The following is an 11,982-nucleotide window of genomic DNA, read 5'->3' as shown; positions in this document are numbered from 1 at the left end:
GCGACGGCCAACCCTGCACCACCGACGGCACGACGCCGTTCTTCGGGAACACGAGCTTCGACTGCCCGCCGAGCGCGAGCGCCGACATCGGCAGCTCGACTCTCCCCCTGAACCTCACGACCGGCACCCGCGAGCTCGCCCCGGCGGCGAGCTGCGTCGGCGCGGCGGCGAGCGGAGCGCCCTGCTACTGCGCGAACCAGCTCCAGCCGAACCAGTGCCAGGACGGCGTCTGCAGCGTCGCCGGCGGCGGCGAGGGCGCGTGCGACGCCGGACCCATCGACTCGCTGTGCGCGATCGAGACCTTCCGCTCGTGCACGACCGACGCTGACTGCCCCATGGACGGCGACGGCTGCTCGACGAGGCCCCGCGGCTGCCTCGGACCGACCGATGCCGCTGGCGCGCCGAACGGGCCGGTCACCCGCACGGGCACGCCGAGTCAGACGCGGCCGATCCAGGTCGGAACGTTCTGCATCGGCGAAACGCGGAGCGGCGCCGTCAACGCCGCCGCGGGCCTACCGGGCCCCGGATCGATCGTCCTCCCGACGAGGACCTGCATCGCGACGAGCTGTCCCTAGCAAACGCAGCAGACAGGCGCGTGAAGCATTGTCGCCCCGCCGGCGGGCCTGCTCCCGTTGCCGTCATGCGGCCGGAGGCGGAAGCAATCGAGGTTGCGGTCCGCCGGCTCGTGGACGACTATCGTGATCGCTGCCTGTGGTCTCTGCGAGCCGACTACTATCCCGCGACCGAAACGGAAACGCTGCGAGTTCTCGACTACATCGAGCGCCATGGTGACCGGGCAGCGTTCATGCGCGCAGGGGAAATCCGGGGATGGCTGTCACCGAGTTCCGCCCTGGATTTCGACGGCGAGCCGCCGGATGCCGCCGTACTTTCGCATCGCTGGCACCTCATTCTCGACTCGGCTCGCGCGGTGGTGAAGCTCCTGCCGCCGGCCGAGGCGGGACGTTGCGTACTGAATGCACGGTCCGAGCTCTTTCGCGGCACCGTCGCGACGCTGCGAGAAGCGCTCGAGCACGGTGGCCTACGATTTCATCCGGGCTCTTTGCGCGGCTCGCTGCCGCGAGTCGTCAGCTAGCCCGGCGCATCACCCTCGCGCGGCGGATTCGCGGGTGATGCGCCGGTACAGCTTGAAGAGCTCATAGAACGCCCGCGCGATCACGAGAGGGTTCGCCCCGGTCGGCTTCCCGTGCCGGCGCGGAAAGTGATGGACGCCCACCTCGGTGATCCGGAAGCCGGCGCGCACCGTGCGCGCGAGGATCTCGGTGCTGATCATGGCGCCCTCGGCCTCGGGCTTCACGACGTCGAACACCCGGCGGTCGAACAGCTTGAAGGCGCAGTCCACGTCGCGCGACGGAATGCCGAAGAGGCGTCGCACGAGCCAGTTCCACGCTCCGGCGTTGACCCGCCTGAGGCCGCCTTCGGCGCGGTCGATGCGATAGCCAATCACGACGTCGTGCTCGGGCACGTACGGCAGCAGCCTCTCGATCTCGTTCACGTCGAACTGCCCGTCTCCGTCCGTGAAGAAGACGTAGGCCTTCCGGCTGGCGGCGAATCCCGACTTGAGCGCGCCGCCGTACCCGCGGTTCTGCGGATGGTGCACGACGCGCACCCGCGGGTCGGCCGCCGCCAGGCCGTCGGCGATCTCGGCGGTCCGGTCCTGGCTGCCGTCGTCGACGACGATGATCTCGTAGTCGTCGCTCACCCGCGGCAAGACGCCGTGCAAGCGTTCGACCATGGCGCCGACGTTTGCCTCTTCGTTGTACGCGGGGAAGAACGCCGAAATGCCGGGGAGACGGGACACGCGCGCGCCTCAAGTACCACCCCGCCGTCGGCGAGTCTATTCGGTGCATCGAACGGCTCCTTCGCATTCGCGCGGTGTACGATCGAGCGGTCCTTTGCTAGCCTCGGCCGTCGTATGTCCGCGCCCCGGCCGCTCGATCTCAGCGTCGTCCTCCCGGTCCTGAACGAGTGCGAGAACGTCGAACGGCTCCTCCCGCGCGCCGTCGGCGTGCTGCGCGCGATCGGCTGCACCTACGAGCTGGTGGTGGTCGACGGCGGCTCCACCGACGGTACGCCCGAGGCGGCCGCGGCCGGCGGAGCCCGGGTCATCCGCCAGACGTTGCCGGGATACGGCGGCGCGCTCCGCGAGGGGCTCGCGACCGCGGCCGGAACCTACATCCTGACGCTCGACGCCGACCTCTCGCACGACCCGGACTTCATCGTGAAGCTCTGGCGCAGCCGCGAGCGCGCCGAGGTGGTGATCGCGTCGCGTTACGTCCGCGGCGGGGTGGCGTACATGCCGCGCAACCGCCTGATCCTGTCGCGCGTGCTGAACGCCTTCTTCGCGCGCGGGCTCGGACTGCCGGTGCGCGATCTCTCGAGCGGATTCCGGCTCTACCGCGCCGACGCCGTGCGGGGCCTCGATCTCGAAGGCACCAACTTCGAGGTCCTGGAAGAGATCCTGGTCAAGATCCACGCCGAAGGGTGGCGCATCATCGAGATCCCCTTCACCTACTACCCGCGCGAGCGCGGGTCGTCGCACGCGCGCATCGTCGCGTTCGGCGTCGCGTTCCTGAAGGCCTTCGTCCGGCTGTGGAAGCTTCGCAGCTCGATCGAGTCGGCGGACTACGACGAACGCGCGTTCTACAGCCCGATCCCGCTGCAACGCTGGTGGCAGCGGCGGCGCCACGAGATCATCTGCGCGTGGGCGCGCGGCGCCGGCAAGACCCTCGACATCGGCTGCGGCTCGAGCGTGATCCTGCAGTCGATCAACGACGTGGTGGGGCTCGACATCCTGCACAACAAGCTCCGTTACATGCGGCGCTACGACGTGCCGCTCGTCCGGGGATCGATCTTCGCGTTGCCGGTGCGCGACGCCACCTTCGACTGCGTCGTCTGCTCGCAGGTGATCGAGCACATTCCCTACGACGACCGCATCTTCGCCGAGCTGCGGCGCGTGCTGCGTCCCGGCGGCCTCCTCGTCCTCGGCACGCCCGACTACGACACCGTCGGCTGGCGCACGATCGAGCCGCTCTACGGCTTCTTCGCGCCGGGGGGCTACAAGGACGAGCACATCACGCACTACACCCGCGGCCGCCTGATCCAGCTCTGCCGCGAATGGGGCTTCGCGCTCGAGGACACGGCCTACGTGTTCCAGAGCGAGCTCGTGCTGGCGCTCCGCCGCGACGCGGGCCCGGCCGCGGTCACGCCGCCCTCGCCGGGCTTCACGCTACCAGCCCAGTTTCTTCCCCCAGTACACGCCGAGCGCGTTCAGTAGCGCCGACGACTCGGCCAGGAAGAGGAGCGGTCCGGAGCCGCGATCGCGCATGCCGATCGCGGCTAGCACGATCACGTACGGGAGCGCGTCGAGCAGGTAGCGGTACCCGAACTGCACCCAGCCCTGGTAGAAGTACGGGATCAGCGCCGCCGCCGTGAGCGCCGTCGCGAGCCAGAGCAGGCGCACCGTCGCGTCGCGCCGCGAGGCCGCGAACGCGTAGAGGAGCACGGGGCTCGTCAGCAGGATCGACAGACCCTCGGGCGACGGCTTCAAGAACGGGAACTCCTCGATGTACTCCCAGCCCTTGAAGATCGCGATGTGGACGTGCTGCGGGATGTAGTGCCAGTCGTACCAGCCGTATTTCTTCCCCGCCATGTAGATCTCGGAGGCCTTGCCGTACCCCGTGTCGAACGCGTTCCCGAAGCGGGCGTAGTTCAGCCCGAGCTCGATCGCGATCGGCAACGCGAACCCGAGCCCGAAGAGCAGGCCGCGCACGATCGCGCGCCCATCGCAGAAGCGGAAGAAGCTCGTCCGGACGGCGTGGCGATGCACCAACAGGAGGAACACGCCGGGAGCGGCGGTCGCGACGTTCGCGCGCGCCAGCATCGCGAAGCCGAAGGCCGCGCCGACGAGCCAGGCCCGCCCCCGGCCGAACACCTCGAACAGCGCCAACAGCAGGAAGAGCTCGACGCAGAGATGCGCGAGGAACCACGTGGTGCCGATGACCGCGGAGAACCAGTTCACGGTGCCGAAGGCGAAGATCATCGTGCCGAGCGCCGCACGCCGCGCGCCGACCCCGGCCCGCAACAACACGAGCCAGCACAGCATGGCGTTCAGGCCCGCCACCGCCATGCTGAAGAAGTTCATGTTGAACGCGGTGCCCCACCACCAGACGAACGGTACGAGCAGGATCGCCGGCGTCGGCGCGAACGGTGAGTGCACCTGGCCGTTCACGGTGATCCAGTCGTGATAGTGCCCCGGGTAGCCCTGCACCCAGAGCCGGCCGTGCAGCCACGCGTCGGCGACGTACACGTGGTGCTTGTACGCGTCCGGCAGGCGCGGGTTCGACGCGTAGTAGAGCGCCGTCACACCGAGGAACACGGCCAGCGCGGCGATGCGACGCCTGGTAGGTCGCTGGAAAAGAGCCATCTGCTGCGTTGCTCGGTCGCTCACTTGCCGTGCTCAGAGCGGGTGCGGCGTAGCTTCGCTACGCCTCCGCGTTCGCTGCGCTCCGCGCATTCATTCTTACTCGTTTCTTACTCGCACAATGGGGCCATCCACCCAATGCGATTGATGAACGCGAGCGCAGCGAGCGTCCCACCATGCGCCAGTGGCACCCCCGGCAGGTTGCTCAAAAAGGGTCAGTTGCAAGGCGTGAGGGAGCGAACGCGAAGGCGTAGCGGAAGCTACGCCGCACCAGTGAGCGACCGAGCAACGCAGCAGATGGCTCTTTTTCAGCAACCTGCCTAGATCCAGCGGGCGGGCCCGTTCTGGAACCACATGCGGACGCTGTAGCCGTCCCGGCCGATCGGCATGCCGGACCAGAGGGGATAGAAATAGACGAGGAGCGCGATCGTCACCGCCCCGTACGCCACCACGACGACGCGGCCGGGCGGCCACTGGAACGTCGGCAGCCGCCGGTAGACAACCGCCGCGCCGTAGACGCCCGCGATCGCGGCCCACAGAAGCACCCCCCAGCGGGGGAACGGCCCGATCAGGGTCGGCAACAGCGGCACCAGGAGCGCGACGCCGGCGCCGACCCAGAACCCGTCGTCGGCCGGCGCACGCCACAGCATCCCGAGCGCCATCCCGAGCGCGAGCAGGCTCGCGTAGAGCGACGGGAGATAGTGGTACTGGAAGAGCGTCCGACCGATCCACGACCAGACGATGTAGTGGAGGATGAAGGCGGTGCAGAGAAACACGCTCGCGAAATGACGCTCGCGGATGCCGCGTGCGAGCGCGACCAGGATCGCCGCGAAGCCGCCCCACCAGAGGATCGGGTTCCCGCCGCCCCAGACGCCGACCACGTGCGACGGATCGTTCGGGACGTCCTTGAAGTGGTACCAGACCGGCCGCAGCAGGAACGGCCAGGTGTACCACTTCGACGAGTAGGGGTGGGTCGCGTCGGCGACCGCCGCCTCGTACCCGACCACGTCCTTGAAGTACTTGGGGATGTCCCAGATGCTGTGCCACCAGCCGAGCCAGTAGTGCGGCAGGAAGACGGCCAGGTACATCGCGGCGGCCGCGCACGTGACGAGCGCCGCGGGCGCGAGCCCGCGCGCCAGCGGCTGCCGGCTGCGGTGCAAGCGCTCCGCGTGCACCGAGATGACGGCGAGGAAGAACACCACCGTCATCCAGGTGAACGCGGGAATGAAGAGCTTGCTCGCGAGGTTCAGTCCGAGCGCGAGCCCGAGGAGCACCAGGATCCCGGGGCGGCGCTCGACCGGCGGCGTCCGCAAATACTGGAACAACAGGAGGTAGGAGATCGCTCCGAAGGTAACGTACCAGATGTCGATGACGGCGATCCGCGAGTCGACGATGAAGAGCCCGTCGAACGCGACGGCCGCCGCCGTCGCGAACGCCGCGAGGCCGTCTCCGAGGAGCTTCCGGCCGGTCAGGTACGCGACGCCGACGAGCAGCGTGCCGCACACCGCGTTGAAGATGCGGTAGCCGTTCGCCTCGCCTCCGAAGAGGGCCACGCTGGCGCCGATCGCGAGCTTCGCGAACGGCGGATGCGGGTCCATGAACTCCTTGCCGCGGAGGTAGTTCTTGCCCTGCTCGACGAAGTAGACCTCGTCGAAGACGAGCTCGTTCGGCTGCTCGAGCTTCCAGAAGCGCAGTCCGCCGGCGACGACGACCAGCAGGAGGGCGAGGGCGAGGTCGCGCCGGGTGATGCGATAGCAGGACGCCCCCGCCTCGATCTCCCACTGCGGCAAGGACACCCAGCCGCGGGGCTTCGCCGCGGGAACGTCCTCCGGCCCGCGCTCGTCCCGCGCCTTTGCGGACGCCGCCTTGGCCATCGCCCTCGCGGGCACGGGCTTCGCCGCCGGCGCCGCCGCGCGCGCGACCACCGGAGCCGCGGGCGCGAGCGTCGTGTCGCCGTCGCCGCACGGCAGCGGCAGGGGCTCGGGCGCCAGCCGCGTCATCCGCCAGCCCTCGGCCAGCGCCGCGGCGAAGAGCCCGACGTTCACGATCGAGACCGCGATCCCGAACGGATCGTACTTGTCGAGGAAGACCTCGGAGTTCAACGCCCGCAGGATGTACCAGAGGTTCAAATAGTAGGTGGCGGTGAGGACGCCGTAGAAGGCCCACAGGTGCTTGCGGCGGGGCAAGAGCGGCGTCAGGAAGAGGAGGCACGGGAAGAGGTAGCGCTCGTGCATGCGCGTCGACAGCATGAAGAAGCCGAGCGGCAAGAGGAACATCAGGTACACGTACATCTCGGCGTCGCGGCGCCGGTAGATCAGGAAGGCGAGATAGACGAAGAAGAGGACCACCAGAGCGGTGGCCCACGCCTTGTAGCTCATGAACAGCAGGATGGCGCTATCGGACTGCCGGAAGCCGCCGAGGATCGCCATCAGGTTGAAGGCGTTCACCGACGTCTCGGCGTAGTACGCGGCGCCCTTCTGGTAGTGGGCGGCGAGTCCGAGCGGCTCGACGAAGGGAAGCGTGAGCACCGCGGCGACGGCGAGCCCCGTGGCGGCGGCGACGATCGGCCGCTCCGGCCGGTCCCAGTTGCCCCGCCAGGACGCGAAGAGCGGCAGGAAGATCAGCGCCTGCGGCTTGGTGATGGCGGCGATCATCAGGACGGCCCAGCCGAACGCGATCTGGCCCTCGAAGAGCAGGAGCGCCCCGAGGAAGAGCTCGAGCGTGAAGAGCGAGTCGGTCTGCCCCCAGATCGCCGAGTTGAAGATGACCGCCGGATTCAGCGAGTACGCGAGCACGACGAGCCAGGTCGTCCGCTGCCCGGCGCGCGGGCGGAGCAGCGCGTAGAGGAGCACGCTCGACAGGAGGTCCGCGATCAGGCCCGGCATCTTGATGATGAGGGTCGAGAGCGGCCCCGAGGTCGCGAGGTGCATCCCCTGGTAGATGCTGCCGAGCAGCCAGAGAACGTAGAGGTAGCCGGGCGGGTAGTCGCAGAAGTAGTTGGGGGCGTAGAAATCCGCCGGGCCGCGGTCGGCGAGGCGTATCGCCCACGCCTTGTAGGTGCCGAGATCGGTGTCGAAGCCGAAGTGCGGCGCCACGGCCATCTTGATCGCGAGCAGCGCGAGCAGGAAGGCGAGGAGCCCGAGCTTCTCCGCCGGCGTGCCACGATCGCCGCCGCCGGGCGGCGGCCGGAGGTAGTACCAGAGCGCCGCCGTCATGAGGCCGAGGAGCAGGATCAGGGCCCAGAGGCTGAGCGGCGCGAAGCCGCCGCCCCCCGACGCCGGCTGATAGACATTCTTCGCGTTCGGCGGCGGGCCGGAGACCGCCTCGACGGTGATGTCGGAGAACCAGGCCTCGCCCGTATTGAGGCTGCTGTACCCGCCGACGCGGAGCGCCAGAGTGAGGCGGTCCTGCCACTTCTCGGTCTTCACCCAGAGCTCGACCGGCTGCCAATCCTGCGAGCCCTTGAGATCCTGGGAGTTCTGGAACCCCTCCATCAGGGAGAGGTAGGCCCCGATCGCCCCCTGCCCGACGTTCTCCGTCCGGATCTTGCCCGCGATGTGGTACCAGGTCTCCTCTTTCACGTGCAGATCCTGCACGTAGCGGGCGTCGTTGGGCTTGGTGTTGCGAATGCCCGCCTGCCCCGGCTCGGACCCGCTCGGAGCCTTCCAGAGGAACTCCGTCGTGCCCGTATTGGTGTCCCAGCGGTCGATGCGCCAGTCGGTGGGGGTGCCGGCGGATCCCTGCGAGAAGTCGCCGTTCTTGATGAACTGCGCACCGGCGACGTCCGCCGCCGCGACGCATCCGATCCACACGAGTGCCGCCGCGCCGAACCATCGCTTCACGGGTCGCATGCGGGGCGAGTCTTAAGCACAGGGCATTCCAAATTGAAAGAAAGGCGGACGACGTCCGGTGCGGAATACTTCCCCCGCCGCGCGGCGGAGGTTCGCGTTGCCTCGGACGCTGCGCGAGCGTCATACTTCCGGCAAAGGCGAGTGCCGTTCCTTGACAGAAAAATCACCCATTTGCTATCGAGCCCCGCACGCCAACGGGAGTGGTCGACCCCTCAAGGAGGAGAGTTTTCATGAGCACACGGACGAGATGTTTCGCGCTCGCCATGGTCGCGGCATTGGCCATCGCGGGCTGTGGTGACGACAACAACGACAACGACGATCCCAAGGGCACTCCCGTAGTGACGGTGACCCCGAAGCCGCCGACCGCGACGCCGGGGGCGACCGACGTCGAGCCGACCACGACACCGGTCGAGACCGAAGGCACCGTCGCGCCAACGCCGGAACCGACCGCGACCTCGACCGGCACCGTGTGCGAAGGCACCGCGCTCAACGTCACCGTGACGAGCCTCGGCGGCTCCGACCTCGACACCGGCTGGACAGGCATCGCGCACGACTCGGTCGCGACCCGCGAAGCGAAGGTCACGACCAAGCTCGACTGCGCCGACGGCGTGAACTGCACGGTCGACGGCTCGGAGCTCGTCGGCACGACCTTCGGCTCGCCGCTGCCGCTCTCGTCGGGCGGCGTCTCCTCCTGCGTCATCAACCAGTTCCGTGAGGCGATCACCGGCACGTACAACTGCGAGAGCGGGTGCGGCGAGAGCAGCGTGAAGCTGCTCTCGAAGGTGTACCTGGTCGTCGACCAGAACAAGCCCTGCCCGCCTTGCGTCGGTGACCCGACGCCGAACGACGGCGTGAAGGGCGGCACCTGCGACGGCGGCAAGACGCCGGGCGCGCCGTGCGACGTGGGCGGCATCAGCGATCTCTTCCAGAACGCGGGCGGCGCGCCGCCGGATGCCGGCAGCACCTCGAACGACTGCGAGCCGAACGGCAGCCCCGTCGGCAACCTCAACATCGACCTGAACCCGCTCACCACGGGCACGGTCTCGGTCGACGCGAACGTCGCCTGCCTCAACTCGACGTTCGGAGCCACCTGCTTCTGCCCGGGCCAGATCCAGCCGAACTCCTGCATCAACCCGAACGGCGTCTGTCCCGCGAGCGGCCTCTGCGAGAACAACCCGCCGATCGGCGTCTGCTCCGGGCAGCCCTTCCGGCAGTGCTTCCTCAGCAGCGGGCCGACGACCGATTGCGAGGACCTCTCGCCCGGCGCCGGCACGTGCGAGTCGCAGCTCCAGCCCTGCTTCGGCACGACCATCTCGCGGACGGGTCAGTGCGGCACGCAGCAGGGGACGCTCGCCTCGATCTTCTGCATCCCGGCGACGCAGGCCGCCGCCATCAACACGGTGGCCGGTCTGCCGGGTCCGGGCGCGGCGCTGATCCCGGCGTCGCAGGTCCGTACGCCGCGTTAGTAGTCTTTTCTCTGCAGCTCCGAGGGGTGCCCGCGTGATGCGGGCACCCCTCCTCCGGTACCTCACATCGAAGTAGCGCTCGGCTCTCGAGCCACGTGCAAGGAGGCGGTCATGACGGGAACGGGTCAGACCTGGCGCCGCGCAGTTGCTGTGGCGGCGCTCACCCTGGTCAGCGCGTCGCCGGCATCGGCGACGATGAAGTACGGTCCGCTCGAGCTATCGGGCAGCTTGCAGTCGCAGAACATCGTGCGGCATCCCGACGTGGACGAGTACCATTTCGTCCAGCAGCGCAACACGATGCGAGCCCGCGTCGACTGGAACTGGATCGACCGGGGGAAATGGATCGATCGCATCGACCTCCCCTTCATCGAAAGCTCGAAGTTCTTCCTGCTGTATCGCGGCGTCTACGACAGCATCTACGACTACGAGCCGACGCTCCGCGAGCGTGATTTCCGGGGTCGGAAGCCGGGGCGCGCCGCCCTCCGCGACATCAACGACATGTCGAACGGCGCGCGCGACGCCGTCAAGTTCGAGAACCAGCTCCGCGAGCTCTACGTCGACATCAAGCTCGCCGACGCGCCGCTGAGCTTCCGGCTCGGCAAGCAGCAGATCATCTGGGGCGAGGCGGACGACTTCCGCATGCTCGACCGCGCCAACCCGCTCGACACCTCGTGGCACTTCATCATGGAGGTCCCGCCGCCGTCCTTCGGCTGGGACGACCTCCGCATCCCGCTCTGGATGGCGAAGGGCCTCTGGGACATCGGCAACATCGGCAAGGTCTCGAACGTCTTCCTCGAAGCGTACTGGAACCCCGGCGACTGGCGCCCGGTGAAGGTGAGCTATCTGCCGAGGCCGTGGGGTCTGCGCATCCAGAACCCCCTCTTCAACCGCGAGGACGGCGCCTTCCTGGCCCCGTTCCGCAACCCGACGACGGGCGGTCCGCTCGAGCGCCTGATGAAGGGCTCGGCGCTCTTCAAGCAGGGCGACTACGACCGCAATCCGGTCGACAACAGCCAGGTCGGCGTGCGATTCTCGGGCGTCTTCCCGAACGGCCTGCAGGTCGGCCTGCACTACTTCTACCAGCGCTGGTCCGGCGACGACGGCTCGCCGTTCTCGCCCGTCCGAGGCATCACGCCGACCCCGGAAGGCCAGATCCGGACCCAGCAGCTCCTCGCGAAGGGCACGCTCCCGGTCGAGTACATCACGCCGTACATCCACACCGTCGGCATCTCGGCCAACTACTTCGAGGGCGACTGGACGCAGGCGATCTTCCGCCTGGAAACGGTCTACGACTTCGGCATCTACATGCTCGACCGCGACAAGGAGACGACGTTCGCGCCGCTCCTTCCCGGCACCACGCGCAAGGACATGTGGAAGGGCATGATCGCCTTCGACCGCCCCACGTGGATCCGCTCGCTCAACAAGAAGACCACCTTCTTCATCACCGGCCAGTGGTTCCTGCACCACATCATGCACAACGAGGACACGCTCACGTCGGCGCTCGACCTGCCGACCGCCGGCGCGCGCTCCCGTCCGTACTGCGGCGCGCCGAAGGACCAGCCCTGCAACGATCCGAACGGCAACGGCAGCTTCCGCGACGACGTCCGGAGCTGGGAGTCGCTGGTCACGCTCGCGATCTTCACCTTCTACAAGGGCGGATCGGTCGTCCCGCTGCTCGGCATGATCTACGATCCGGTCAACTCGAACAGCCTGTACCCGTTCTGGAACGTCGACTGGGTCGTCACGCCGAACTTCATCGTGAACCTGACCCAGCGCTATTTCATCCCGGGCCAGAGCGACGTGCAGAAGGGCGTGTTCGATCCGTGGCTCCTCGGTACGAATCGCGGCCGTTCGGAAACGGCGCTGCGGTTGACGTACCAGTTCTAGGTCTCGGTTCGTTTTGCGAGAAGGGGGGAACGGTCCCAGCGACCGTTCCCCCGCTTCGCTTCTGGGCGGCGCACGACGAGTATTCCGCCCAGCCGTATTTTCGTGCGGAGGAAAAATCCGCACCCCGCGCGCGTTTCTTCTTGATCGCGGGCCTCGCGGTCTGACACCACACCCGGCGTGTCGATCCGCCACGCCATCCTCGGCTTGCTCGCCGAGCAGCCGATGCATGGCTGCCGGTCGGTATGTGCGCGAAATCGGGCGGTGGGGCCGGGAGATGGATCGATCGTCGAAACAAGAGGGGAGAGCTCCGAGCGAGTTCTCCCCTCGATGCGGCAAA

General features: G+C 68.1%; 8 protein-coding genes. 5 read left to right on the top strand and 3 right to left on the bottom strand.

The genetic code is table 11. From position 1 onward, the window contains the following. Positions 1–575: hypothetical protein (locus tag IT293_17780; protein ID MCC6766515.1), on the top strand; the 575-nt coding region annotated here is incomplete at its 5' end. A 65-nt stretch (positions 576–640) separates the two neighbouring features. Then, positions 641–1,093, top strand: a complete 453-nt coding sequence (locus tag IT293_17775) for a hypothetical protein (protein MCC6766514.1) — start codon at positions 641–643, stop codon at positions 1,091–1,093. A gap of 9 nt (positions 1,094–1,102) precedes the next feature. Here IT293_17775 and IT293_17770 read toward each other — a convergent pair whose 3' ends face one another. Continuing rightward, positions 1,103–1,819 carry a glycosyltransferase family 2 protein gene (locus IT293_17770; GenBank protein MCC6766513.1) on the bottom strand — a complete coding sequence of 239 codons (717 nt, stop codon included), beginning with the start codon at positions 1,817–1,819 and terminating at the stop codon, positions 1,103–1,105. 114 nt (positions 1,820–1,933) lie between these two features. Between IT293_17770 and IT293_17765 the strand changes: the two genes are divergently transcribed. Then, positions 1,934–3,295 carry a glycosyltransferase gene (locus IT293_17765; GenBank protein MCC6766512.1) on the top strand — a complete coding sequence of 454 codons (1,362 nt, stop codon included), beginning with the start codon at positions 1,934–1,936 and terminating at the stop codon, positions 3,293–3,295. On the opposite strand, the gene IT293_17760 is transcribed toward IT293_17765, so the two are convergent. Together IT293_17760 and IT293_17755 are read right to left on the bottom strand one after the other, a co-directional pair. Beyond that, positions 3,248–4,468, bottom strand: a complete 1,221-nt coding sequence (locus IT293_17760; protein ID MCC6766511.1) for a hypothetical protein — start codon at positions 4,466–4,468, stop codon at positions 3,248–3,250. The genes IT293_17765 and IT293_17760 overlap by 48 nt on opposite strands. 293 nt (positions 4,469–4,761) lie before the next feature. Then, complete coding sequence (locus IT293_17755) at positions 4,762–8,292, bottom strand: phospholipid carrier-dependent glycosyltransferase (GenBank protein MCC6766510.1); 3,531 nt, start codon at positions 8,290–8,292, stop codon at positions 4,762–4,764. Positions 8,293–8,522: 230 nt separating this feature from the next. On the opposite strand from IT293_17755, the gene IT293_17750 reads away from it, so the two are divergent. Both IT293_17750 and IT293_17745 read left to right on the top strand, forming a co-directional pair. After that, the gene (locus tag IT293_17750; GenBank protein MCC6766509.1) at positions 8,523–9,758 is read left to right on the top strand and encodes a hypothetical protein; all 1,236 of its coding nucleotides are present in this window, start codon (positions 8,523–8,525) and stop codon (positions 9,756–9,758) included. Positions 9,759–9,869: 111 nt separating this feature from the next. Continuing rightward, a complete protein-coding gene (locus IT293_17745) occupies positions 9,870–11,645 on the top strand; it encodes a DUF1302 family protein (GenBank protein MCC6766508.1) in 1,776 nt (591 codons plus the stop codon). The last annotated feature ends 337 nt before the right edge of the window (positions 11,646–11,982 follow it).

It is taken from the genome of Deltaproteobacteria bacterium, assembly GCA_020848745.1.
GTDB lineage: Bacteria > Desulfobacterota > Binatia > UTPRO1 > UTPRO1 > UTPRO1.
Note: the sequence above shows the minus strand (reverse complement) of the source record. Positions and strands in the feature narration are given on the sequence as shown.